The sequence below is a fragment of the Mycobacterium sp. ACS1612 genome (assembly GCF_001667505.1).
GTDB lineage: Bacteria > Actinomycetota > Actinomycetes > Mycobacteriales > Mycobacteriaceae > Mycobacterium.
In genome coordinates this window covers 145,695-169,591 of sequence record NZ_LZHZ01000051.1, presented here as the reverse complement: position 1 = coordinate 169,591, position 23,897 = coordinate 145,695, and the positions used below count along the sequence as shown (strand labels likewise).

The following is a 23,897-nucleotide window of genomic DNA, read 5'->3' as shown; positions in this document are numbered from 1 at the left end:
CCCCGTCGCAAGGAGGCGTCCTGACCGTGACCGTCGAATCCCCCACTCCGAGTGCCGTCATCGACCGGGTGTCGCTGGTGTTGGACGCCTTCGATGGCCCTGGTCGGCTGACTCTCGCGCAGATTGTGCGGAGGACCGGCCTACCCCGCTCATCCGCGCATCGCATGCTCGAGCGGCTGGTGCAGCTGCGCTGGCTGCGCCGTAGCGGCCGCGACTACGAACTCGGCATGCGGCTTGTGGAGCTCGGATCGCTGGCGGTGCACCAGGACCGGCTGCACCGCGCGGCGACCCCGCTTCTGCACGACCTGCACCGGGCTACCGGGCTCGTCGTCCATCTGGCCGTGCTGGACGGCGCCGACGTCGTATACCTGGAGAAGATCGGCGACCGGATGGCCACCGCGATTCCCACCCGCGTCGGAGGACGTCAGCCGGCTCACTGCACTGCCGTCGGCAAGGCGATGTTGGCCTACTCCGAAGACGCCGACATCGTCGCTCTGGCGACACGTAAGACGAAGTACTCGATCGGCACCCCTGCACAGCTGGGCGCTGAGCTGGCCAAGGTTCGGGCGCGCGGCGTGGCGTTCGAGCGCGAGGAGTCCATACCCGGATTTGGTTGTGTCGCAGCGCCGATCGGTGGACCGGGCGAAGCGGTTGCCGCAGTGTCGGTGTGCGGGCCGATGAGTCGGATGACGTTTGATCAGCGTCTGGCCGCACCCGTACGGATGACGGCGATGGGAGTGTGGCGCAACGTCGAAGACGGGTCGCCACGGGTGGCGCCGACACTGCAGCAAGTACGTCCGTTGCGTGGCGGACCCGCAGAGCGCCCGGTCCGTGATTCGGCTGCGTTGCAATACGCGTGATTCACGACGTGAGCTTGGACCCGCAGATCGCCGACCTCATCGAAACGCTGGATGCCGGGTTCCCGCCGGTGCACACCATGACGGGCGCCGAGGCAAGAGCGACGATCCGCTCGCGGTTCGTCGCACCGAGCCAACCCGAACGCGTCGCGGACGTGCGCGACGAGTCGGTGCCGGGTCCAGGGGGCGATATCCCGGTGCGGGTGTATCGCCCCGCATCGGATGTGGCGGCACTGCCGGTGCTGGTGTACGCGCACGGCGGCGGCTTCGTGTTCTGCGATCTCGACAGCCACGACGGCCTGTGCCGGGCCATCGCCAATCTGATTCCCGCCGTAATTGTTTCCGTCGACTACCGACTGGCACCGGAACATCGATGGCCGGCCGCGGCGGAAGACGTCTTCACCGTCACCCGATGGGTGACGCACAGCGCGGACACCTTCGGCGGGGATCCGCGGCGCGTCGCGGTGGGTGGTGACAGCGCGGGCGGCAACCTGGCGGCCGTCACCGCGCTGATGGTGCGAGACCGCGGCGGTCCCCCACTCGCCGGGCAACTGCTGCTCTATCCGGTGATCGCCGCCGACTTCGACACCGACTCCTACCACAGGTTCGGGGAGGGCTTCTACAACCCGAAGCCGGCGCTGCAGTGGTATTGGGATCAATACGTGCCGTCACAACAGGATCGCAGAAACCCGTATGCCTCACCGCTTCGCGCCGACCTGGCCGGGCTGCCGCCTGCCGTTGTGGTGATCGCCGGCCATGATCCGCTGCGCGACGAAGGCCTCGCGTACACCGACGCCCTCACTGCGGCGGGTGTGTCGACCGCACGCTGCCACTACGAAGGCGGTGTGCACGGCTTCATGACGATGCCGACACTCGACATCGCCCATCACGCCCGAAGGCGGGCCTGCGACGAATTAGCCCAACTGCTCTACGGATAGGGCCGACACACCATGCGGCACGGCCGGGCCGTACCGCTGAGCGGGGTCGAGCACACAGTGCGTCCGTCCGAAGACTGTGACCATGCATTTGTTGTTGTGGTTGCAGCGGCTTCGAGTGCCGGGATCGGCGACCATCTTGTTCACCAGATCCGGCTCCCGCAGTAGTGCACGTCCCATGGCCACCAAGTCGAAGCCCTCAGTCAGTCCCGTCTGCAGATGCTCGCGGTTGGTGACGCCGCCCAGCAGAATCAACTTGGTGTTGGCGACGACGGGGACGAACTGCCTTGCCGCGTCCAACATGTAGAGGTCGCGGTACGGATAGCTTCCCATCACGCGCTTGCCGGCCAGCCGGACGCCAGGGCGCAGCGCCGGCGGCATCACGGTTGCGAATTCCTTGACCGGCACATCACCGCGAAACAAGTACATGGGCTTGTAAACCGATGAGCCCTGCGTCAATTCGAGCGCATCCAGGGTGCCGTCGGTGTCAGGCAACTGCGCGGTGCGCAACGCCTCGTCAATCCAGATCCCGCCTGGCAGCCCGTCGTCCATGTTGAGCTTCGCGATGACCGCGATCTGCGTGCCGACGACCTCACGCACGCGGTCGGCGATCTCACGCACGAGTCGTGACCGATTATCGATCGATCCACCGTAGCCGTCCTTGCGGCGGTTGATGAGCGGGCTCAGGAAGGAGCTCGGCAGGTACAGATGGCCGAAATGCAGTTCGACAGCGTCGAATCCGGCGTCGACGGCGACCTGCGCAGCGCTGCCGAACTGCTCGATGACCGCGTAAATCTCATCAGGGCTGATCTCCCGGCAATATGCGAACGACGTCGGGTTGATGAACCGGCTGGGGGCGACGGCGGTGACACGGGTCAACTTCTTGGGCGCCACCACTCCGGCATGTCCCAGTTGAGCGGAGATCGCCGCGCCCGCTTCATGGACGGCGTCGGTGAGCCTCCGCAGACCCGGCAACGCGCCACGGCTCATCACGATCTGCCCCGGCGCGCTGGCCCCCTCGCGCGAGACGCAGCAGTACGCCACCGTGGTCATACCCACTCCGCCTGCGGCGAAGGCGCGGTGGAACTCGATCAAGTCGTCGGTGACGAACCCATCAGGCGAGCGTCCCTCCGACGTCGCGGCCTTGATCACGCAATTGCGCAAGGTAAGTGGGCCGAGTTGGACAGGACCGAAGGGGTCCTGCGACGCTGCGCGCATCCCCACAGCGTCACCCGAGCGGGCCCCAGGCCCAAGGCGTCCTCCCAATGGCCGGGAAGGCCGGTCCGCCACGCTCGACCGCGTCTCTACCCTCGGCTCATGGCTGAGGGTGCGGTATTCGTGGTCGACCGGGTGGTGACCCGGCCGGGGTGCGCCAGGGCGTTTGTCGACACCTATCTCAGCGATTACGCCCCTGGCGCGCGCGCTCGCGGCATGACGCTTCGAGACGTGTTGGTCAGCCCACCGATCTGGTTCGACGATCGGTCGAACACGGTGACCATCATCTGGTCACTGCCGAGCGCGCAGGCGTGGTGGGAGATGACGTGGCAGGGTCGCCCCGACCCCACGCTCGGATCGTGGTGGGACGGCATCGGCGAACTCGTGTCCGACCGCACCCGCAGCGTGGCCGCCGCTGCTGACGACGTCGAGAAGCTGTGCGATGTATAGCGTCACCCGGCTGCTCGACGTCGCGGAGGTCGACCGTGACCGGGTGCTCACCACGGCGCGGGCCGCGGCCGCAGGCACCGGAGCGCGACACCAGCTCGTCGCGCCAACGCTGCCGGGTGTCCGCAACGGCGGCGACATCCTGGTGCACCTGCGCTTCAACGGCGAAGAGCAATGGCGGTCCGTCGAAACAGCTTTCGCCGCGATGCTGACCGATCCCTCGATCACCCGTGTCAACGGAGCCTCTTATTCGGGCACCGCTTCTTGTAGCGGCAACCAGGCTGGCCGCGTCTATCGGTCGCTGCTATTGCGGGTGGATCCCGCTGCCGACACGGACACCGTCGGTCGTTTCGAGGACGAATTGCGGCTGATGCCGCGGTACGTGAACACCATCACCGCCTGGCAGTTGAGCCGGGTCGTCGACCCGGTGGGAACGACACCGTGGACACACGTCTTCGAGCAGGAGTTCACCGACGTCGGTGGGCTGATGGGCCCCTACCTCATGCACCCGATCCACTGGGCGGTGATCGACCGCTGGTTCGACCCCGAATGTCCCGATGTCATCGTTCGCGATCGGGTCTGCCATAGCTTCTGCCATTGCGAGACACCGGTTCTGCGCTAGATTCCGCCGGGCAGGATGTTCGGGTTCGCCGTCGGCGGCGGTTCCAGCGGCGGTAGCACCGAAGAACCGTCGAGACTGTGCACAGGCAGGTTCTGTGACCATGGATAGTGCAGGCTGAACGCCACCAGGCCGGTGCGCTCGGCGGCCGGAAGGTGACACATCGCCAGCACCGTCTCCGCCAGATACTCGACGGGCTCGGTCGGAAAAGTGTCCGGGATCAGTTGAGATGCGCCGGGAGTGCGGACGGCGGTGGACGGACCGACACAGTTGACGGCGATGTTTGCGTCCAGCAACTCGGCGGCCACCCCCTGGGTGAACCGATGCAGTGCGGCCTTCATCGACGCATACACCACATCGCCGGACGACTTGTTGTACTCGCGGTACGGACGCACCGGCGCGATGCCGGTCACGGACCCGATGTTGACGATCCACCCGGCGCCCTCTTCACGCATGTGCGGCAACGCTGCTCGGGTGAGCACGAACGGCGTGCGCAGGTAATGCTCGACTGTGCGGTCGAACGTGTCCATCGACATGTCCTCCACAAGGCGGTAATCCGCGAATCCTGCATTGTTGACCAGCACGTCGATCCGACCGGTGCGGTCGAGCACCTCATCCACCAGCCGGTCACGTTGGTCGGTGTCCTCCAGATCTGCAGCCACAGCGAACGCCGTCCCCCCGGCGCTCTCGATCAGTTCGACGGTTTCACCGATGGTGCCCGGAATCGCCAGCGCTGACCCCGCCCGGACAGATGGCGACGGTTCGAAGGCACGTGCGGTCACGACCACCATCGCGCCCTCGGCGGCGAATCGCTGCGCGATCGCCCGCCCGATGCCCCGGCTGCTTCCCGTCACCAAAGCCGTTTTGCCGGCCAACTTTTTACTCATCGCAGGAGGAAGTGTTCTTCGATCGGTGCGCGATGCTGCCGCCACATGTCCACCAACCGGTATGGGGTGGCGACCACCACGCGGCCTGAACCGGAGCGGTAGTAAGTGTGCGCATTCGGTGTGTGACACCACACCGTGCCCGCCATCGCCTCATCGATGCCGGCCACATAGTCGTCGTAGGCCTGCTGCGTCACTTCAATCGTCGTGGCCCCGCACAGCGCCATCAGCTGCAGGCACTCGATGACGTAGTGGGCCATGACTTCCATCGAAAAGTTCGCTCCGGCACCGTGTCCGGGGCTGTAGTTGGGCGCCGAGTTGATGAACAGGTTCGGAAATCCGGGTACCGTGCCGCCGCGGTAAGACCGCGGGTTGTTTCCCCACTCCTCGGACAGCTTCTTGTCACTGCGGCCGCGAATGTCCACCGTCGAGAGGAAGTCAAGGTGGTATCCGGTGGCGTAGATGATGACGTCGAGATCGAGTTGTCTGCCGTCGGCGGTGACGATGCCGTCGGCGTTGACCGCGGCGGGTTCGCTGGCCTCCACATCGACGTGCTCTCGCGTCAGGGCGGCATAGTAGCCGCCGGGATCGCGGATGATGCGCTTGCCGTATGGCGCGAAGTCCGGGGTCACCTTCTTCGCCAATTCCGTTCCTGCACCGAATGTTCGGTCGATGTAGTCCAGACACATCTGCAGCAGCACGTCATTGGCCGCTGAGATCGACAGGTGGTCCTTCGCCCATTCGGGGTCCCGCAGGATGATCGGATAGTTGTTGTCTGCGGTCCCCCAATAGGACTTCAGCCGGTGCCAGTTGGCGTAATACGGCAGGTGCCTGCCCAGATAGCGACGGTGCTCAGGCACGTCATCGGTGAGCCGCTTACGCGGCGCGACCCAGTGCGGTTGGCGCTGGAACACCGTCAGGTGCTCGACCTCGTCGACGCAAGCGTCGACGATCTGCACAGCGGTGCAGCCCGCCCCGATGATCGCGACTCGTTTACCGGCGAGGTCCACGGACGGATCCCATCGCGCCGAGTGCATGCTGATGCCCGTGAATGTGTCCCGGCCGGGCAGCTCCGGCCAGCGCGGCCGGTTGAGGTAACCGGCCGCCGTGACGACGACGCTCGCGTAGCTGACGTCGCGGTTGCCGTCACCGTCCACCGAGTGGATCTGCCACTGCCTGCGGTCCTCGTCCCACCACAGGGCCTCGACCTCGGTGCGGAACCGGGTGTGTTCGCGCAGTCCGTGTTTATCGGCCAGCGCCACCAGATACGCCTGGTACTCCGCGCCCTGCGGGTAGTAGCTGGACCAGTCCGGGTTCACCTCGCGGGACAGCGAGTAATAGGCCGATGGGGTGTCCACGCCGATGCCGGGGTAGACAGTGGTCAACCAGGTGCCGCCGACTTCGGTATTCCGATCGAAGATCTCATAAGCGACGCCGGCGTCCGCCGCCGCCAGCGCAGTGATGGTGCCTGCGAGGCCGGCTCCGACGATGGCGATGTTCACGGTGTCGGGGATGGGCACCGTGCGCGGCAATGTCGGCTGCGACAGGTGAAAGCCGCCCTGCTCGAGCAGCAGGTCGACGTGCTCGTCGTCGACGTCTGAGCCCAGTACGACCGGCAGCAACCGGACGAACAATTCGCGGTTGTCGGCCGCGCCGGCATCCTGAGGCGTGCGTAGCGCCTCGATGACCGCGGCCGTGAGCGCCTCCGCCGTGTCAGGGTCGGTGACGGCTGCACGCTCCGGCGGGTCCGGCACATAGGAAATCGCGGGGCTGAACCGATCGATCACCGAGGCATCACCAGTCAACTGCGCCAACACCGCAACGAGCACACCGGGATCGGCATCGTGCAGATGGGCCCGCAGCTCATCAGGATCGGTCGTCACGACAAGCGAGTATCGGACAGCGCGCGTCGGTCATCGTCGGGGTTGTCTACTGAGCGGGACACGTGTCCTTTCGGCCCCGCACGGGTGCCTACGCTTCGGTCATGCACCGGGTGCACTACGACTCAGACCACCGTGCGTTCGCCGAGCTGGCAGGAGATTTCGCGGTCAAGGAGATCGCGCCGTACATTGCCGACTGGGAGGGGGACGGCATCATTCCGCGGGAGACCTTTTCCAACGCCGGTGCCGTTGGGTTGCTCGGCTTTGCCGCAGACGAACGCTTCGGCGGCGTCGGCGCCCGCGATTTCCGTTACAACCAGGCCCTGATCGAGGCGTTCATGGACGCGGACTGCGGTGCGGTCGGCTTGAGTTTCGCTGTCCACAACGACATTTGCCTGCCATACCTGGCCGATTTGACCTCACCCGAACAGCAAGAACGCTGGCTGCCCGGCTTCGTGCGCGGCGAGCTGATCGCAGCCATCGGCATGACCGAACCCGGTGCGGGATCCGACGTAGCCGGCATCCGCACGGCCGCCGTCGACGCCGGCGACCATTTCGTGGTCAACGGCGCGAAGACGTTCATCACCAACGGGCAGAACGCCGATCTGGTGATCACCGCGGTCCGGACATCGCCCGACCGGCACTGCGGCCTTACCCTGATGGTGCTCGAACGCGGCATGCCCGGGTTCGAACGCGGCCGCAATCTCGACAAGCTGGGGCTGCGCTGCCAGGACACCTCCGAGCTGGTGTTCACGGATGTGAAGGTGCCGAAGGCCAACGTGTTGGGCGACGTCGGCCGCGGCTTCGACTACATGATGAAAAACCTTGCGCAGGAACGGATGCAGATCGCCGTGGGCAGCCTCGGACGTGCCCGTGCGGCCCTGGGCTGGACCGTCGACCACGTGCGCGAGCGCACCGCGTTCGGTAAGCCCATCGGTTCCCTGCAGAACACCCGATTCGTGCTCGCCGACGTGGCCACCGAGGTGTCGGTCGCCGAAGCCTTCATCGATCGCTGCGTCATCGAACTCAACGCCGGACGGCTATCACCCGCCGACGCCGCGAAAGCCAAGCTGTGGGCGACCGAAATGGAATTCCGTTGCCTCGATTCGTGTCAACAGTTGTTTGGCGGCTACGGCTACATGCGGGAGTATCCGATCGCACGCTCGGCGATCGATGCCCGCGTCACCCGGGTCTACGGGGGCACCTCGGAGATCATGCGCGAGATCATCGGGCGGGACCTCGACCTCGCGCCGAATCGGTGAAGGACGACGATATGCAGGTGCGCAGCCACTCACTGGGTGACATTCCCCGACGCTCCGCACGTCGATGTCCCGACAAGATCGCGATCGTCGACGGCGACCTTACGCTGACGTTCGCCGAATTCGACGACCTCGTCGATCGCGCCGCGGCAGCGTTGCGGGACAACGGGTTTTCGCCCGGTGATCGACTCGCCCTGCTGGCACGCAACTGCTGGCAGTACGCGGTGCTGGCGTTCGCCACTGCCAGGGCGGCGGTGGTTTTGGTGCCGATCAACTTCATGCTGACTTCCGGGGAGATCGCGTACATACTGGCGCACAGCGGGGTTCGCGGTTTGATCGCCGAGCACGATCTGATCACCACGGCCGAGGAGGCGATGACCAGCAACGCAACGGTTCTGACCAAGGTTGCACTGATCTCTGACGGGCAGCGGGCACCGGATGACTGGAACGATTTCGCGGACTGGCTCTCCACCACGACGCCCCCGCCGGACGTCGACGTCGCCGATGACCAGTTGCTGCGGCTGATGTACACGAGCGGCACGGAGTCTCGTCCGAAGGGCGTGATGCACTCCAGCCGCAGTCTGATGTCCAATTACGTGAGCACGATCGTGGCAGGCGCGATGTCGGCCGACGACGTCGAGATCCACTCGATGCCGCTCTACCATTGTGCGCAGCTGGACAACTTCCTGGCTACCGACGTCTATCTCGGCGCGACCAGCATCATCGTTGCGCGTCCCGATCCCGACGTGATCCTGCGTGGCATCGAGACGCATCAGGTGACCAACTACTTTGCGCCGCCGACGATCTGGATTGCTCTGCTTCGCTCGCCGGTGTTCGATCAGGTCGACCTGGGCAGCCTGCGGAAGGGGTATTACGGCGCCTCCGCAATGCCCACCGAGGTTCTGCACGAGATCCGTGACCGGCTCCCCGGTCTACAGTTGTGGAACTTCTACGGACAGACCGAGATGGCCCCGCTGGCAAGCGTGCTCGGTCCGAACGAGCAGCGCGACCATGCCGGCGCGGCGGGACGGCCCGCCATCAACGTCGAAACCGTCATTCTCGACGAGGACGGTACGCCTGTCGTTAATGGCACCGTCGGCGAGATCGCGCACCGCGGCCCGCACCTGATGCTGGGTTACCTCGACGACCCCATGCGCACCGCCGAAGCGTTTCGTGGCGGCTGGTTTCACTCTGGAGATCTCGGCTATTACGACGAGTTCGGACTGCTGCACGTGGTGGACCGCAAGAAGGACATGATCAAAACCGGGGGCGAGAACGTCGCAAGCCGCGAGGTCGAAGAGGTCCTCTACCAGCACACCGCGGTGCAGGAAGTCGCGGTTTTCGGTGTCCCCCACCCGGTCTGGGTGGAGGCCGTGGTGGCGGCGGTGGTCACACGCGACGGCGCCTGCCCGACCGCCGACGAGTTGATCGCCCATTGCCGCGGCCACCTGGCCGGCTACAAAACACCCAAGCGGGTGTTCTTCGTCGAAACACTGCCGAAGAACCCGAGCGGCAAATTGCTGAAACGCGACCTGCGGACCCGGTTCGGCACCGAACAGAACATGTTCCACTGACCGGGCACCGCTACGCCGGGTAACACCGCACGGCGGTTGACTCGATGTATGAGCCACGAGATCACGCTGCCCGAGATCCAGGAGTTCATTGCGGGCTTCTGGTACCACTACGACCAGGGCCACTTCGCCGAGTTGGCGGTGCGCATCGGCGACGAGATGGCCTACCTCAGCCGTTCGGTCTCCGGCGACTGCCCTTTCGAGGAGTTGCTCGCCGCCGAATTGAACGGCGGCGCGGAAACGCTGGCGTGGCTCACCCGACACCGCAACGAAAACCCTTATCCGTTGCGCCATCACGCGACCAACATCTTCCGCACCGGTGTCGACGGGGAGGTCACCAAGGCCCGCTTCTACCTGTACGTCAACCAAGTCACCAACAACATCCCGTTCGACGTATCGAGTGGTGTCGTCGACGTCGGCATCCGGCGGGCGGAACACGGCCTGGTGTTCACATCGATGACGGTGCTGCTCGACGCCGAGGATTCGGTTCCGTTCGCCGAATACAGCGCCGCGAAGAACGCGGCCGCGCCGAGTTCTTCGAGCGAATGAACGCCCGCGACACCTTCGGCGGCGGCATCGCCGTCATCACCGGCGCCGGTGACGGCATCGGGGCCGGGTTGGCCCGGCACGCCAGCGCGCTGGGCATGACGGTCGTGCTCGCCGATATCGACGCGGACGCGGTCGCGGAGTTGCGTGATGAATTGCAAAGCGCGGGCGGCTGCGCCGTGGACGCCGTGTGCGATGTCCGAGATGCCGGAGCAGTGGCCGACCTCGCCGCCTTCGTCCATCGCGAGGTCGGTGGGGTCCGGCTGCTTGTCAACAATGCCGGTGTCGAGCAGTTCGGATACCTGTGGGACACGCCCGTCGAGAATTGGCACCGCGTTGTCGACATCAACGTCAGCGGCGTCTTCCACGGCATCCGCGCGTTCCTGCCGGGGATGATCGAGGCGGGCACGCCGGCTTGGGTGTGGAATCTCTCGTCGATCGGCGGCGTCGCCGTGGTGCCGCTGCAGGCGCCGTACATCATGAGCAAGCACGCTGTCCTCGCGCTCACCGAGTGTCTGCACCTCGAGATCCAGCATGCCGGGCACCGGCACATTCACGTGCAGGCCGTGCTGCCGGGCGCAGTGGTGTCCAACATCTTCGAAGCCGCGGGCGGCGTCAGCGACGGCGACACCGCTGCCGCCGAGTCCCAGCGCGAGGCCATGCTCGACATCAAAGCAGCCGCGATGGACCCCCTCGCCGCCGCCGAGGTTGTCTTCGAGCAGGCCGCCGAAGGGCGGTTCTACCTGTTGACCCAGCCGGAGTATGTCGGATCAGCGATGGTTGAGCGCGCCGAAGTCCTTGCCTCCCAACGGCCTCCGGCGTTACGGACCGGCCGCCGGTTCGAACCGGCCGACCAATGAGCCTCGACCCCGACGCCGCCGCGCGCGTCGGGTCCTTCGGGGTCGTCCCCCCGATGCGACAGCGCGGGCTCGCGGCGGTGCGGCAGGCGATCGAAACCGCTCCCCTGCCTGACACGATGCCCGTGATGGCCGTCGTCGAGGACTGCGCGGCGCCAGGCCCGACGGGACCCATTCCATTGCGCATCTACCGCCCCACCGCACAGGCCAAGGCCCCTGTGCTGCTCTACTTCCACGGCGGCGGGATGGTTCTGGGCTCCAACCACTCATTCGAGCCACTCGCCCGGACACTGGCGGCGCTCTCCAACGCCACCGTGGTGTCCGTCGATTACCGACTCGCACCGGAGAATCCGCCGCCCGCACAGTTCGACGACGCCTACTCGGCGACCGCGTGGGTCGCGGACAATGCCGGCCGGATCGGCGTCGACCCCGGCAGGTTGGCGGTCGTCGGCGACAGCGCGGGCGGCTCGCTGGCAGCGGCGGTGGCGTTGGCCGCCCGCGACCACGACGGGCCGGACATCTGCTGTCAGGTGCTGATGTACCCCGGCCTGGATCGCGACATGGCCGCGCCGTCGATGACGGCGATGGCCGATGCACCGATGCTCTCCGTCGACGACATCATCTACATGCACGACCTCGCCGACAGCGGCGCGGGCGCGCCGCACGACCCCTACCGGGTGCCCGCCTACGCCACCGATCTGACCGGGCTGCCACCGGCGATCGTCGTCACCGGCGAATGCGACCCGATCCGCGACTGGGGTGAGCGCTACGCGACACGACTGCGCGACGCACGGGTGCAGACCACCCTCACCCGTTACCCCGGCATGTACCACGGTTTCCTGATGCGCTCCGACGCCACCGCACGGGGCAGGCTGGCCATCGCCGAGGTGTGCGGGCTTCTTCGGGCGAAATTCGACCATCCGCTGCCGTTTTAGCGTCCCGATCACCGGACACGGTGGGCGCAGGAGCAACGGACGCGCACCACAATCGGAGCAACCGGACCTGTGGAGTAAGGAGACGATTGATGCTCACCGACGAGCGGCGCATGGAGCTTTCCGACGTGTTGCGGCCCGCCGCGCCGCCGCGGGAAATCGACGACGTCTACACCGAAGACCAAGAGCAGCGACTGCTCGAAGTCGTCCGCACTCAGGGCCCGTGGAAGCTGATCATCGCCCAGCACTTCGCGTCGGCCGAAGAGTTGATGGCGACGATGAGCGGCATGTTCCCCGACGGATTCGAGCCCTCGCTGGATCTGTTCCTCACCCCGACCTTCCGCGGGTATCTCGCCAACTACGGCGCCGTGCTCTACCCCGAACTGCACGACGTGTTCTACAACGAATCGTTTTTGAACATGGCCAAGAGTTACTGGGGCGCCCAGTACGCCAAGCCGGAACTGATGCTGTTCAACATCAACGGCCCGTGCGCCAACCGCGACCCCGGCCATCTCGACTCGCCGAGCTTCCGCGGCGTGCGCCACGAGAACGCACCGACCTGGCTGTGCAGCGTGATGGGCAAATCCGGCTTGTTCAACGATTACCTGATCAAGATGGCGCAGGTGATCACCTGGTTCTCACTCGACGAGGGCAGCGGTTTCACCTACTGGCCTGACGGGCCGCTGAAGGCCCCCCAGCGCATCCTGCCGCCGATCAACAACCGCGGCGTAGTGGTGCAGAACGAAATGATGGTGCACCGCGGTGAAGCGAACGGCCCACTGGATCAACAGGTTCCGGCGGGCCTGCGCTTCGACACGGTGTTCACCGGCGACCCCGCCGACCGTGATCACTGGCTGCTCAAGAACGGCGACGACGTGATCGCACGCCATCACACCGACGAACTGCGTTTCCTGGTGCACTGGTCGGCCGAGGTGTTCGCCGATCTCGACGAGCTGAAGAAGAACATGGACGGCACCGACGACCTGACGATCGAACGGGCCATCGAGACGATGGTCGACGATGTCAACTCCAAGGGACTGAAGCTTGCGATGCCCAGTGACCCGCTGCATGACGCCGAGTTCATCGGGGCCCTCAACGCCGCGTACGACCTCGGCGGCCCGGCCCTGTATCCACAGGAGGCTCCGCTCAGCGCCTTCCAGCTGACCTGACCGTCACCGCACGACCACCGAACTCGGCGTCCGCGGCGCGCCCAGCATCTCCCGGTGCGACGGAGGTTGCCGACCCTGCTCATCGGTGATGCCGTAGCGCAGCGCCAGCTCTGCCCCGATCACGGTATGACCGGACAGTTCGGCGAGACCGGGATCGTGGTACAACGCGTTGATCAAATGCCCTGTGAAACCCGGGGTCTCGGCGTGCTTGGCGGTCTCGGCGAGCGCGTCAGGATGGCCGGCGAACGCGCTGCGAAACCGTTCGGTCAGCAGGATGCCCATCCAGATCGACACGGTGGCGACGCCGGTGCCGCGGAAGTCAACCGCCATGTCGGCGGCCATCTTGTCCACGCCCGCCTTCTGGGCGCCATAGGCGGGACCGTGCATGTAACAGACCGATCCAGGCGAGGAGGTGAACGCGATCAGGCCGCGGTCCTGGCGCACCAGCAGTGGCGCGGCGTGCCATGCCGCCACGTAGGCGGACCGCAGCCCGACGTCGAGCACATCGGCCAGTTCGATCGGCTTGCGCCAGAACGGTTTTGGATTCGTCAGATCGTCGTGGATGGCCGCGGCGTTGTTCACCAACAGATCGAGCCGGCCGCTTTCTGCTTCGATTCGCTCGAACAGCCCGCCAACCGCACGGTCGTCGGTGTGGTCGACTTGCACCGCGATTCCGCCGTCGCCAGGGTCAGTCACTGTTCTGCCGGTCAGATAAACCAGCCAGCCGTCGGCGACCAGCGCCGCGGCGATGCCGCGTCCCGCGCCCCGGCTCGCGCCGGTCACCACCGCAACACGTGTCACGGGTTCGAAGCTACGTTGTCACCGCGGCGGTCTCATCCGCTACCGGTAATTCGCCGTGACGGACGGCGCCGAGGATCGACTCTCTCAGCGCCGAGCAGCCCAGGAACAGACCCCGCGCCGAATGCGCCGCGAGGTCATTCGCCTCGCGACGTTCCAGGCAGCGCCCAGACGCCTCGGCGGTCCATTGCACGCTGGTCTGGTTCCAGCTGCTCTTGCGCACCAGTACACATGCTCCGCAGCGGTGGCATGCCACGGGCACCATCGGGCGGTCTGCGTACCGATTGTCGGGCCGGACGGTCATCAGGTGGTTCCCGCAGCCGTCCTCGCGGCAAGGTTCGCGTTGACCACCTTCATCCATTCTTCGTTCGGGCTGGTGGTGTCGAGTTCATACTCGAAACGATCCACCATGTCCGGCGCCACATCCGCGGCGTCGACGTAGAACTGCTGATACCAACGCCGGAGCTGATAGACGGGCCCATCCTCCTCGCACAGCAGCGGATTGTCGATGCGCGCCTTGTTCTTCCATATCTCGACGTCCTGCTCGAAGCCCATCTTGACGAAATCACCGAGACCGATCGCGGTATCCATCGCGAGGTCCTCCGGCAACGCCGCCGACTTCTTGACGATGATGCCATATTGCAACACAAAGGAATTCGCGTCGATCGGATAATGGCAGTTGATCAGGATGGTCTTGTGATCGACGTCCTCGTAGTGGTAGGTCAGGTCGTCGATCATGAATGACGGCCCGAAATACGATGCCACCGACGTGGTTCCCAGCATCCGCGTCGCCCCGGGCTCGCCGATGTCGGGCCGACCCGCGCTGTTCATGTACTGGGTTGCGACCTGGCCTTCGAAGATGTTCTTGAAGTGCGTCGGCAGCGATCCGTGAATGTAGAAGAAGTGCGCCATGTCGACGACGTTGTCGATGATCTCGCGACAGTTGGTGTTGACGACGGTGGTGTACCAGTGCCAGTCGGTCCACTCGTCGCTGGTCGCGCCCTCGATCCGCGGAATGGTGACATCCGGCGGCGGTGGCTTGCGCTCGGGGTCGTTCCACACGAACAACATCCCGTCCTGTTCGAGCGTGGTCCACGTCGCAGTGCGGGCCAGTTTCGGTACCCGTTTGCTATAGGGCACCTTCTTGCAGCGACCGTCACCGCCCCAGCGCCAGTCGTGGAACGGGCAGGCGATTTCGTCGCCCTTGACCTCCCCCTGGGTCAAGTCGCCGCCCATGTGCCTGCAATAGCCGTCGAGGACGTTGATCCTGCCGTCCCCGCTTCGAAAAACCACCAGCTTCGTCCCGAACGCGTGAATCGCGTGCGGCCTGCCGTCACCGAAATCCCTGATGAGTCCTAAACAGTGCCAGCCTCGGGCGAATCTCGCCGGAGCAGCGTCGGCTTCGATATGCCGAATTTCGTCGATACCTGACTGCAACGTCATGACCTTGGTTCTACAACCGTGGCACCGGCTTTGGGGGCGATCGTCCCGCTGGCAGGGAAAAAGCCACCGCATGGCCGATCTTGCGACCTACTGTCGAAACCCGTGACGACTGCTCAACCCACCGCCATCCCCGCCGACTCACCCGTCGGCGACGCCACGGTCGATTTGCTCGTCGTCGGCTCTGGCACAGGCATGGCTGCGGCACTGGCGGCCGCCGAACGGGGCTTGTCGGTGCTGATCGTCGAGAAATCGTCGTACGTCGGCGGGTCAACCGCCCGGTCCGGGGGCGCATTGTGGCTGCCCGCGACTCCGATTCTCGAGGAACGCGGCGCAGGCGACACGCTGGCCCACGCGACCACCTACCTCGAGTCCGTCGTCGGCACCACGGCGCCACCGCAGCGCTCCGCAGCGTTCCTGACGCATCTCGCCGAGACGGTCGCGATGCTGACCCGCACGACACCGATGCGTTTCATGTGGGCGCGGGACTACTCCGACTATCACCCCGAACAGCCAGGCGGGACCGCCGCCGGACGCACCTGCGAGTGCAGGCCGTTCAACACATCGGTGCTCGGACAATACCGATCGAAGCTGCGTCCCGGCGTGATGAAGGCATCGATCCCGATGCCGACGACCGGAGCGGACTACCGGTGGATGAACTTGATGGCCCGGGTCCCGCGCAAAGGTCTTCCGCTCATCGCAAAGCGGTTGGGCCAGGGCGTCGGCGGCCTGCTGCTGGGCAGGCGCTATGCCGCAGGCGGTCAGGCGCTCGCCGCAGGCATGTTCGCGGGCGTGCTGCGGGCAGGCATTCCGATATGGACTGATTCGGCACTGATGCGCTTGACCTCTGCGGGCGCCAAGGTCACCGGGGCAGTCGTCGCTGCGGGCGGGCGGGAAATCACCGTGACCGCCCGACGGGGGGTTGTGCTGGCCGCGGGCGGTTTCGACCACAGCATGGACATGCGATGGAAATTTCAGTCCGAATCGCTGGCCAAGCACATGAGTCTGGGTGCCGAGACAAATACCGGTGACGCGATCCGAACGGCCCAAGAGGCTGGTGCCGCAATCGATCTCATGGACCAGGCGTGGTGGTTCCCTGCGGTGGCACCCCTGCCTGGCGGAGCGCCCGTGGTCATGCTGGCCGAGCGGTCGCTGCCCGGCTCATTGATCGTCGACCAGCACGGCAAGCGGTTCGTGAACGAGGCAACCGACTACATGTCGTTCGGGCAGCGGCTGTTGGAGCTGGAGCGCTCAGGCACTCCGGTGGAAACGATGTGGATCGTCTTCGACCAGAAGTATCGCAACAGCTATGTCTTCGGTGCCGAACTCTTTCCGCGTATGCGCATCCCCCCGGCGTGGTACGACGCGGGCATCGCTGGCCACTCGGACAACATTGCGGGCCTGGGGCGCCTGATCGGTGTTCCTGCCGAGCAATTCGCCGCCACCGTGGCCCGCTTCAACGAAATGTCCTGTGCGGGAGAGGATTCCGATTTCCAACGGGGGCAAAGTGCTTATGATCGTTACTACGGCGACCCGACCGTGACGCCGAACCCGAATCTGCGCGCCGTCGACCAGGGACCGTTCTACGCGGTGAAGATGGTGCTCAGCGACCTCGGCACCTGCGGCGGTCTGCGCGCCGACGAGCGCGCCAGGGTGCTGCGCGAGGACGGCACCGCGATCGACGGCCTGTACGCGATCGGCAACACCGCAGCCAACGCATTCGGGGCCACCTATCCCGGTGCGGGCGCGACCATCGCACAGGGTTTGGTGTTCGGCTACATTGCGGCGCTCGACGCGGCCGGGAGATAATCAGTCGGAATCGTCGGCGTCGGCCTTCTTCTCGATTTCGTACCAGTATTCCGGTGCTGGCCAAGGGATCTTGGCCGGCCCACCGTCACCAGCGTGTGGGAAGGTGGCCTCCGCCTCGTCGAGTTCCTTGATCATCTTCAACGTCAGTTCACGCTCGTTGGCGTAATAGCGCTCCGCCCACTGCAACGCGACTCGCGCATATGCCCACGACGGGTCCGCGCCGGCCCACTTCGCGTCCTTGGCCGCGTTGCGATGCATCTCGTCGGCGTACGCGAGGTGTTCCTGCAAGATCTCTTTCAGCCTGGCCGGATTGGTGAGATGTCCGAAAGTCACTCGTAGCAGCGGGGTGTGCTTGAGCACGGGCGGATCAAGCGGCGCCTCGTTCGCCCACCGCGTCACGGCGTCGAGACCCGCGTCGGTGATCTTGTACAGCCTGCGATTACGGGTGCCAGCGCTGTTCTCGACCCGCGACGTCACCAATCCGAGTTGCTCCAGCTTCTTCAGCTCCGAGTAGATCTGGCTGTACGCCGGACTCCCGTAGAAGAACCGCATGCTCCAGTCGATCCACTTGCGGATGTCGTAGCCGGACAGCTCGTACTCGTACGAAAGCATGCCCAACAGCGCCCAACTGGTCGCCGCCAAGTTCGGCTTGCCCGGTTGATCGCCGTCCGCCACTTCGTCAGATTAACAACACAGGCCACAGCCGATTCGTCACTCACCGCTGGTTGGGACGCGGTGTTGTCCTCGCTCCGCACCGCATTGCACGCTGCAAGGATGACCAGTGCCAGACTCGACGCACCCGATCCGGCGACGATGCGGACCGTGCTGGGGCATTTCTGCACCGGCGTAGCCGTGATCACCGGGCACAACGGCGAGCGCCCGCTGGGTTTCGCCTGCCAGTCGGTGACGTCGGTGTCGCTCGATCCGCCGTATGTGTCATTCTGCCCGGCGCACACGTCGTCCAGTTGGCCGGCGATACGCGCGAGTGGGCGGCTGTGCATCAACATCCTTTCCGACGATCAGTACGCGGTGTGCGCACAGTTCGGCGCCGGCGGTGCTGACAAGTTCGCCGGCATCCACTGGAGGCAGGGCGACAATGGCGCGCCGGTGCTGGACGGGGCGCTCGCGACGATCGAAGCCGATCTCGAGTTCGAACACACAGCAGGTGACCACACGATCGTCGTCGCGCACGTCACCGGTCTGCATGCATTCGAGGGCCGCCGTCCGCTGTTGTTCTACCGCGGCGGCTACGGGCGATTCGCGTGAGCACCCACCAACTCGCCGCATCGGTGCGACGTTTGATAGAGGCCACCATCCGGACCGAGGTGGATCCGAGGACCGTTGCAGCGGTGAAGGACAAGGTCGACTGGGCCACAGCGCAATTGAGCGACGCACTGATGCCCGGGTCGTTTGGAGTGCAATCCTCACCCGACGGGCAATCCATCGCATGGGGCAATGTCGTCGTCGGCCTGCGCAATCCGGTCGCGCCACCCTTGACGATTCGTCACGACGCCGACGGCGTGGTGTCCAGCGAGTTCGCGCTCGGCGCCGCCTACGAAGGTCCGCCTGGGCACGTCCACGGCGGGATTTGCGCTTTGATCCTCGACCACGTCCTCGGTGCGACCGCCCATCTGCCGGGCAAGCCCGCGTACACAGGCACGCTGACGCTGCGCTATCTACGCGGCACACCGCTTGGACAACCGCTGCGCGCGGAGGCCCACGTCGACCGGGTCGACGGATCGAAGATATTCGCCGTGGGGCATATCGCTGACGAGAACGGCGTCACCGTTCAAGCTGAGGGCGTGTTCATCCATCCGAAGGAAGCCAGGCGGTGACGACCTGGGACGACGATACCGACGTGATCGTTGCCGGATCCGGTGGCGGGCTGGTCGGCGCCTACACGGCCGCCCGCGAGGGACTGTCCGTCATGGTGATGGAGGCGAGCGTCCAGTTCGGCGGCACCACCGCTTACTCGGGCGGCGGCGGGATGTGGTTTCCCTGCAACCCGGCGCTGCGCCGGGCGGGCAGCGACGACACCCTCGACGACGCGTTCGCGTACTTCCACGCCGCAGTCGGCGATCGCACCCCGATCGAACTGCAACGCGCTTACGTCTACGGCGGTGCCGACCTCATCGCCTACCTCGAAGCCGACGACCATTTCGAGTTCGACGTCCTGCCATGGCCGGACTACTACGGCCGATTGCCGCACGCGCGCCTCGACGGGATGCGGCACACGGTCTGCAGACCCTTTCGCGCCGAAGCCCTCGGCGACTTGGCCGACCGGATCCGCGGCCCGCTGGACACCGAACGGCTAGGCACCCCACGGCCGAAGTACCTCAGCGGCGGGCGGGCACTGATCGGTCGCCTGCTGTCCGCGATCACGTCCTATCCGCACGCCTCGGTGCACCTGAACAGCCCGCTGGTCGAGTTGGTGACCATCGACGGCCGTGTCGAAGGCGCCGTCGTCGAGCAGGACGGCCGCCGCCGCGCGATCCGCGCCCGCCGCGGGGTCCTGCTGGCGACAGGCGGTTTCGAGAACAATCCCACGTTGCGTGAGCGGTTCGGCGTCCCCGGCGACGCCAGAGACACGATGGGTGCGCCTGCCAATCTGGGGCTGGCGCTTCAGGCAGGCATCGCCGTGGGGGCGGCAACCGATCTGATGGACCAGGCGTGGTGGTCACCGGGATTGCACCACCCCGACGGACGGTCGGCGTTCGCGCTGTGGTTCACCGGCGGCATCTTCGTCGACCAGGACGGCAGGCGGTTCGTCAACGAATCCGCCCCCTACGACCGGATCGGCAAGGCCATCATCAGCCAGTTAGCAAGCGGCGCAATGACTATGCCGTTCTGGATGGTCTACGACGATCGTGACGGCGCCGTCCCGCCTGTGCAGGCCACCAACGTGTCGATGGTCGAGCCGCACCGCTACGTCGAGGCGGGCCTGTGGCACACCGCGGACACGCTGTGTGAGCTTGCGGCCGAGATCGGGGTGGACGCCGACAATCTGGTGCGGACGGTAAAGCGGTTCAACGAATTCGTCGCCGCCGGGGTCGATGACGACTTCGGCCGCGGCGACGAGGCCTACGACCGGGCGTTCTCGGGTGGCCTGCCTCCGATGGTGCCCATCGACACCGCGCCCTACCACGCCGCCGCGTTCGGGCTGTCCGACCTCGGCACCAAGGGCGGACTGGTCACCGACAGCCGTGCCCGCGTGCAGGACACCGACGGAAACCCGATCCGCGGGCTGTACGCCGCGGGCAACACCATGGCTGCAGTCACCGGAACCGTCTATCCCGGCGGCGGCATCCCGATCGGCGCGTCGATGTTGTTCAGCCACTTGGCCGCACTCGACATGGCAACTGGAATCTGAGAGGAACTGACTATGGCATCGCTCGAGCGATTCTCGGACCGTCGCGTCCTGGTCACCGGCGGTGGATCGGGCATCGGGCAGGCGACCGTGCTGCGGATACTCGACGAGGGCGGGCAGGTGGTGGCCGCCGATATCAGCGAGGCCGGGCTCAAAGACACCGTCGCCAAGGCACAACGCCACGGCGAAAGACTGAGCACCGTGGTCGTCGACGTCGCCAGCGAGCAGTCCGTCACCGAGGGGGTGGCCGAGGCGGTGCGCCGACTCGGCGGCCTGGACGCCCTCGTCAACGCCGCGGGCATACTTCGTTCGGCGCATTTCCTGGACACCAGCCTGGCCGACTTCGAGCAGGTGCTGCGGATCAACCTCATCGGTACGTTCCTGGTGATCCGCGCCGCGCTGCCCGCCCTGCGGGAAGGCAACGATCCCGCGGTGGTCAACTTCAGTTCGACCTCGGCGGCGTTCGCGCACCCGTACATGTCGGCATACGCCGCATCCAAGGCGGGCGTCCAGGCGATGACGCACGCGTTGGCGCTGGAGTTCGTTAAAGACCGGATAAGGTTCAATTCGGTTCAGCCGGGCTCGATTTCGTCGGGTATGACCGACGGCACCGGGGAGTCCAAGCAGAGCATCGGACCGGGATTGCCTGCCGACGCGGACTTCTCACTCATGGGCAAGATCATGTCGCTGCTTCCCGTCGAGGGCGGCGGGATGTTCGCCAAACCGGATGCCGTCGCTGCCGTCGTCGCGATGTTGGCCTCGTCGGACGCCTATTTTGTCACCGGAACCGAGGTCCGTGTCGACGGCGGCACCCACATGTAAATTGCTGCCAATGAGCAAACCTCTCCGCGTCATCCAGTGGACCACCGGCAACATCGGACGACGCTCGCTACACGCGATCATCGGGCGCGACGACATGGAACTGGTCGGCGTGTACGCGCACGGGGCCGACAAGGTGGGCGTCGACGCCGCGGAGTTGTCCGGTTGGCCGGAGCCCACCGGCGTCACCGCCACCAACGACATCGACGCGCTGCTGGCTCTGCGGCCCGACGCGTGTTGTTACAACCCGCTGTGGCCGAACATCGACGAGTTGGCCCGATTGCTCGAATCCGGCGTCAATGTGTGCTCGAGCGCGGCGTGGATCACCGGCGGCAAGCAGTCACCGGAAGACCTGGATCGCATCCGAAAAGCTTGCGAGAAAGGCAATTCCACGATCTTCGGCAGCGGCGCCCATCCGGGGATGACCAACCTGGTCGGAATGGTGCTGAGCGGGTCGTGCGAGCGGGTCGACGAGATCCGCATCACCGAGTCGGTGGACTGCTCGACCTATGAATCGGCGGGCACGCAGACGGCGATGGGCTTCTCGCAGGATCCCGACACCCCCGGACTCGCCGAGAGCGTGCGGCGCGAAAGCGAGGTGTTCGCCGAGTCGGCGGCGATGATGGCCGACGCGATCGGCGCCCGACTCGACAGGATGACGTTCGACGTCACCTTCACGGCCGCGACAGGCGACACCGACCTCGGCTTCATGCAGATTCCGAACGGCACCGTGGCCGGCGTGATGGGTTACCACCGCGGCTGGGTCGGTGACCGCAACGTGGTCAGCGTGGGCTTCAACTGGACCATGGGCGACCACGTCACGCCGCCGAAACCGCTGGAGCACGGCCACGTGGTCCAGGTGTTCGGGCTGCCCAACATGCGCACCGTGCTGCACTGCCTGCCGCCGAAGGACTGGACCGAACCCGGCTTCATGGGACTGGGCATGATCTACACCGCCCTGCCGGTGACCAACGCGGTGCCCGCCGTCGTCGCGGCGCCGCCGGGGATCGTCACGCTCAAGGACCTGCCGCCGATCACCGGTCGCTTCATGGGCTAGCTAAAACCGTTGGGCCAGTTTGGCTTTGCCCGGGCCGTCCAGATCGTCCAGGGCGGCGCGGCGGCCGGCCATCGCCATCAGCACCGCTTCGCCGCTGCCCCGCACGTCCGGGCCCTTGCCGTACGCCCAGTCGACATCGGTGGCGACCAGACGCACCCCGCGAGCCCGCACGGCCCCCAGAAGACGCGGCGACCACGCGGTGAAATCGAGTGCGATGCGCAGTGATTCGGCGGGGATAACACGTGGCATCCCGAGGGGTCTGCGGATGTCCTGCTGGTGGATCATCCCGTCGGTCAGTGCGATCCTGCCGCCGAAACCCGCCGTCAACCCGTGCGGAACGGCGTACCGGCGCATCAGCGCGGTCAACTCTTCCGGCGCGGCGTTCGCATATTCCGCGACCAGGATCGCGTTGGCTCCGCCGCGGGTCAGCAGCCCCTTGGCCATTCGGCGTACAAGCTGTCCGCGGCTCAGCGGGTCAAAGCCGATGACGTGCGCGACGACATCACGGACCCGCCAGCGCTCGCACAGCGTCGGGCTGTCCCACTGCTGCGGCGTCAGGCTCTCCAAAAGCGTTGCGAACTCGTCACGCTCGGCACGCGCCCGCTGCATGACGTCCGAGGTCATCGGCCGAACAGGCCGGCATAGCGGCCCAGGTACAGCGGCCAGCCCGCGTCCCCGTCGACGCCTGCCTTTACGGACTGCCACCCGTCGCCGTGCCGTTCGATGTGCCGGTGTTCCAGTTCGACGCGGGTGCGCTGGTCGCTCTCGGCGGTGAACCGGACCTCGACCTCACTGGTCCGGCTCAGGTCGGTCTCCACCCGCCACGTGGGCCCGATGTCCCAGGTGAACACGACGCGGTTCGGCGGTTCGAACACGACGATGCGGGCCCACTTGCACAGGCTGCCGTCCTCGCCGCGGTCGTAGATGTGCCCGCCGACGCGGGGCTCGAACACCGTCTCGGCGATGGGCACGCTCAGCAGGTTGTGCTCGCGCGGCTTGAAGTCACCGAATCGCTCGGTGAACACGCCGAACGCCCGCTCGATCGGGGCGTCGACGACCACGTGATGACGGACGGTCAGCGGCTGTGCTCGTGTCACGGTTCGTCTCCTTCCAGATGTTCGACGGTGTGTTTGAAGCCCGCCAGTGCCTGCGCCCAGAACCGGTCGAGGTCGGCCCGCAGCGACTCCAGCCCGGACGGGTCCAGTTGATAGACGCGACGCGTGCCGACGGCGTGGTCGCGCACCAACCCCGCGCACTTCAGCACCTTGAGATGCTGCGATACCGCGGGCCTGCTCACCGGCAGGTGTCTCGAGAGGTCACCAACGGCCATCGGGCCGTGCGCGAGGTGTTCCACGATCGACCGCCTGGTGCGGTCGGCCAGCGCCACCCAGGCGTCGGCCTCTTGGTAAGTGGACACGAACGGTAAGTTACTACTT

The 23,897-nt window shown here is 66.0% G+C and carries 26 protein-coding genes; 16 read left to right on the top strand and 10 right to left on the bottom strand.

What is annotated here, in order from left to right:
- Nucleotides 1-20 precede the first annotated feature (20 nt).
- Both A5724_RS20805 and A5724_RS20800 read left to right on the top strand, forming a co-directional pair.
- The gene (locus tag A5724_RS20805) at nucleotides 21-860 is read left to right on the top strand and encodes an IclR family transcriptional regulator (protein ID WP_067806548.1); all 840 of its coding nucleotides are present in this window, start codon (nucleotides 21-23) and stop codon (nucleotides 858-860) included.
- 8 nt (nucleotides 861-868) lie between these two features.
- The gene (locus A5724_RS20800) at nucleotides 869-1,795 is read left to right on the top strand and encodes an alpha/beta hydrolase (RefSeq protein WP_067806546.1); all 927 of its coding nucleotides are present in this window, start codon (nucleotides 869-871) and stop codon (nucleotides 1,793-1,795) included.
- Here the strand turns inward: A5724_RS20800 and A5724_RS20795 are convergent.
- Complete coding sequence (locus A5724_RS20795; RefSeq protein WP_067806377.1) at nucleotides 1,772-3,010, bottom strand: NADH:flavin oxidoreductase; 1,239 nt, start codon at nucleotides 3,008-3,010, stop codon at nucleotides 1,772-1,774. The genes A5724_RS20800 and A5724_RS20795 overlap by 24 nt on opposite strands.
- 99 nt (nucleotides 3,011-3,109) lie before the next feature.
- Here A5724_RS20795 and A5724_RS34695 point away from each other — a divergent pair, with 99 nt between their 5' ends.
- Both A5724_RS34695 and A5724_RS34690 read left to right on the top strand, forming a co-directional pair.
- Nucleotides 3,110-3,457 (top strand): hypothetical protein, encoded by a 348-nt coding sequence (locus A5724_RS34695; protein ID WP_067806374.1) that lies wholly within the window; start codon nucleotides 3,110-3,112, stop codon nucleotides 3,455-3,457.
- Entirely contained in the window at nucleotides 3,450-4,076 is a 627-nt protein-coding gene (locus A5724_RS34690) for a Dabb family protein (protein ID WP_067806371.1), read from the top strand. Before A5724_RS34695 ends, A5724_RS34690 begins: the two co-directional genes overlap by 8 nt.
- On the opposite strand, the gene A5724_RS20780 is transcribed toward A5724_RS34690, so the two are convergent.
- Nucleotides 4,073-4,960 carry an SDR family NAD(P)-dependent oxidoreductase gene (locus tag A5724_RS20780; protein WP_067806369.1) on the bottom strand — a complete coding sequence of 296 codons (888 nt, stop codon included), beginning with the start codon at nucleotides 4,958-4,960 and terminating at the stop codon, nucleotides 4,073-4,075. The genes A5724_RS34690 and A5724_RS20780 overlap by 4 nt on opposite strands.
- A complete protein-coding gene (locus tag A5724_RS20775) occupies nucleotides 4,957-6,840 on the bottom strand; it encodes an NAD(P)/FAD-dependent oxidoreductase (RefSeq protein WP_067806362.1) in 1,884 nt (627 codons plus the stop codon). The genes A5724_RS20780 and A5724_RS20775 overlap by 4 nt, the downstream gene beginning before the upstream one ends.
- 101 nt (nucleotides 6,841-6,941) lie before the next feature.
- On the opposite strand from A5724_RS20775, the gene A5724_RS20770 reads away from it, so the two are divergent.
- The 6 genes from A5724_RS20770 (at nucleotide 6,942) to A5724_RS20745 (ending at nucleotide 13,171) form a co-directional block, all read left to right on the top strand.
- Entirely contained in the window at nucleotides 6,942-8,099 is a 1,158-nt protein-coding gene (locus tag A5724_RS20770) for an acyl-CoA dehydrogenase family protein (protein WP_067806360.1), read from the top strand.
- A gap of 11 nt (nucleotides 8,100-8,110) precedes the next feature.
- Nucleotides 8,111-9,670 (top strand): acyl-CoA synthetase, encoded by a 1,560-nt coding sequence (locus A5724_RS20765; RefSeq protein WP_067806545.1) that lies wholly within the window; start codon nucleotides 8,111-8,113, stop codon nucleotides 9,668-9,670.
- 48 nt (nucleotides 9,671-9,718) lie between these two features.
- Nucleotides 9,719-10,216 carry a polyketide cyclase gene (locus tag A5724_RS20760; protein ID WP_067806355.1) on the top strand — a complete coding sequence of 166 codons (498 nt, stop codon included), beginning with the start codon at nucleotides 9,719-9,721 and terminating at the stop codon, nucleotides 10,214-10,216.
- Nucleotides 10,213-11,073: an SDR family oxidoreductase gene (locus A5724_RS20755; RefSeq protein ID WP_067806353.1), complete on the top strand. Its 861-nt coding sequence runs from the start codon at nucleotides 10,213-10,215 to the stop codon at nucleotides 11,071-11,073. The genes A5724_RS20760 and A5724_RS20755 overlap by 4 nt, the downstream gene beginning before the upstream one ends.
- A complete protein-coding gene (locus A5724_RS20750; protein ID WP_067806350.1) occupies nucleotides 11,070-12,005 on the top strand; it encodes an alpha/beta hydrolase in 936 nt (311 codons plus the stop codon). The genes A5724_RS20755 and A5724_RS20750 overlap by 4 nt, the downstream gene beginning before the upstream one ends.
- An 89-nt stretch (nucleotides 12,006-12,094) precedes the next feature.
- Nucleotides 12,095-13,171, top strand: a complete 1,077-nt coding sequence (locus tag A5724_RS20745) for a hypothetical protein (RefSeq protein ID WP_067806347.1) — start codon at nucleotides 12,095-12,097, stop codon at nucleotides 13,169-13,171.
- A 3-nt stretch (nucleotides 13,172-13,174) separates the two neighbouring features.
- Here A5724_RS20745 and A5724_RS20740 read toward each other — a convergent pair whose 3' ends face one another.
- The 3 genes from A5724_RS20740 to A5724_RS20730 are packed head-to-tail and all read right to left on the bottom strand — an operon-like array spanning nucleotide 13,175 to nucleotide 15,412.
- On the bottom strand, nucleotides 13,175-13,972 hold the full coding sequence (locus A5724_RS20740; protein WP_067806344.1) for an SDR family NAD(P)-dependent oxidoreductase: 798 nt from the start codon (nucleotides 13,970-13,972) through the stop codon (nucleotides 13,175-13,177).
- A gap of 10 nt (nucleotides 13,973-13,982) precedes the next feature.
- Nucleotides 13,983-14,273, bottom strand: coding sequence for a ferredoxin (locus tag A5724_RS20735; RefSeq protein WP_067806341.1), 291 nt, complete (start codon nucleotides 14,271-14,273; stop codon nucleotides 13,983-13,985).
- Complete coding sequence (locus A5724_RS20730) at nucleotides 14,273-15,412, bottom strand: Rieske 2Fe-2S domain-containing protein (RefSeq protein WP_067806340.1); 1,140 nt, start codon at nucleotides 15,410-15,412, stop codon at nucleotides 14,273-14,275. Before A5724_RS20730 ends, A5724_RS20735 begins: the two co-directional genes overlap by 1 nt.
- Before the next feature lie 102 nt (nucleotides 15,413-15,514).
- Here A5724_RS20730 and A5724_RS20725 point away from each other — a divergent pair, with 102 nt between their 5' ends.
- The gene (locus tag A5724_RS20725) at nucleotides 15,515-17,218 is read left to right on the top strand and encodes a 3-ketosteroid-delta-1-dehydrogenase (RefSeq protein ID WP_067806336.1); all 1,704 of its coding nucleotides are present in this window, start codon (nucleotides 15,515-15,517) and stop codon (nucleotides 17,216-17,218) included.
- On the opposite strand, the gene A5724_RS20720 is transcribed toward A5724_RS20725, so the two are convergent.
- Entirely contained in the window at nucleotides 17,219-17,893 is a 675-nt protein-coding gene (locus tag A5724_RS20720; RefSeq protein WP_067806333.1) for a PadR family transcriptional regulator, read from the bottom strand.
- A 99-nt stretch (nucleotides 17,894-17,992) separates the two neighbouring features.
- Between A5724_RS20720 and A5724_RS20715 the strand changes: the two genes are divergently transcribed.
- From A5724_RS20715 to A5724_RS20695, 5 genes are read left to right on the top strand one after another with little or no spacing between them, the layout of a single operon-like run.
- Entirely contained in the window at nucleotides 17,993-18,484 is a 492-nt protein-coding gene (locus A5724_RS20715) for a flavin reductase family protein (protein WP_067806330.1), read from the top strand.
- Nucleotides 18,481-19,053, top strand: a complete 573-nt coding sequence (locus A5724_RS20710; RefSeq protein ID WP_067806327.1) for a PaaI family thioesterase — start codon at nucleotides 18,481-18,483, stop codon at nucleotides 19,051-19,053. The genes A5724_RS20715 and A5724_RS20710 overlap by 4 nt, the downstream gene beginning before the upstream one ends.
- Nucleotides 19,050-20,588: an FAD-binding protein gene (locus tag A5724_RS20705; protein ID WP_067806324.1), complete on the top strand. Its 1,539-nt coding sequence runs from the start codon at nucleotides 19,050-19,052 to the stop codon at nucleotides 20,586-20,588. Before A5724_RS20710 ends, A5724_RS20705 begins: the two co-directional genes overlap by 4 nt.
- A 12-nt stretch (nucleotides 20,589-20,600) precedes the next feature.
- Complete coding sequence (locus A5724_RS20700) at nucleotides 20,601-21,407, top strand: SDR family NAD(P)-dependent oxidoreductase (protein ID WP_067806321.1); 807 nt, start codon at nucleotides 20,601-20,603, stop codon at nucleotides 21,405-21,407.
- Nucleotides 21,408-21,417: 10 nt separating this feature from the next.
- Nucleotides 21,418-22,461, top strand: a complete 1,044-nt coding sequence (locus A5724_RS20695) for a dihydrodipicolinate reductase (protein WP_067806318.1) — start codon at nucleotides 21,418-21,420, stop codon at nucleotides 22,459-22,461.
- Here A5724_RS20695 and A5724_RS20690 read toward each other — a convergent pair whose 3' ends face one another.
- Genes A5724_RS20690 through A5724_RS20680 form a run of 3 tightly spaced genes read right to left on the bottom strand, consistent with a single transcriptional unit; the run spans nucleotide 22,462 to nucleotide 23,878 of the window.
- Nucleotides 22,462-23,085, bottom strand: a complete 624-nt coding sequence (locus A5724_RS20690) for a maleylpyruvate isomerase family mycothiol-dependent enzyme (RefSeq protein WP_067806315.1) — start codon at nucleotides 23,083-23,085, stop codon at nucleotides 22,462-22,464.
- The gene (locus tag A5724_RS20685) at nucleotides 23,082-23,558 is read right to left on the bottom strand and encodes an SRPBCC family protein (protein WP_067806311.1); all 477 of its coding nucleotides are present in this window, start codon (nucleotides 23,556-23,558) and stop codon (nucleotides 23,082-23,084) included. Before A5724_RS20685 ends, A5724_RS20690 begins: the two co-directional genes overlap by 4 nt.
- Nucleotides 23,555-23,878 (bottom strand): helix-turn-helix transcriptional regulator, encoded by a 324-nt coding sequence (locus tag A5724_RS20680; RefSeq protein ID WP_067806308.1) that lies wholly within the window; start codon nucleotides 23,876-23,878, stop codon nucleotides 23,555-23,557. The genes A5724_RS20685 and A5724_RS20680 overlap by 4 nt, the downstream gene beginning before the upstream one ends.
- Between the last annotated feature and the right edge of the window lie 19 nt (nucleotides 23,879-23,897).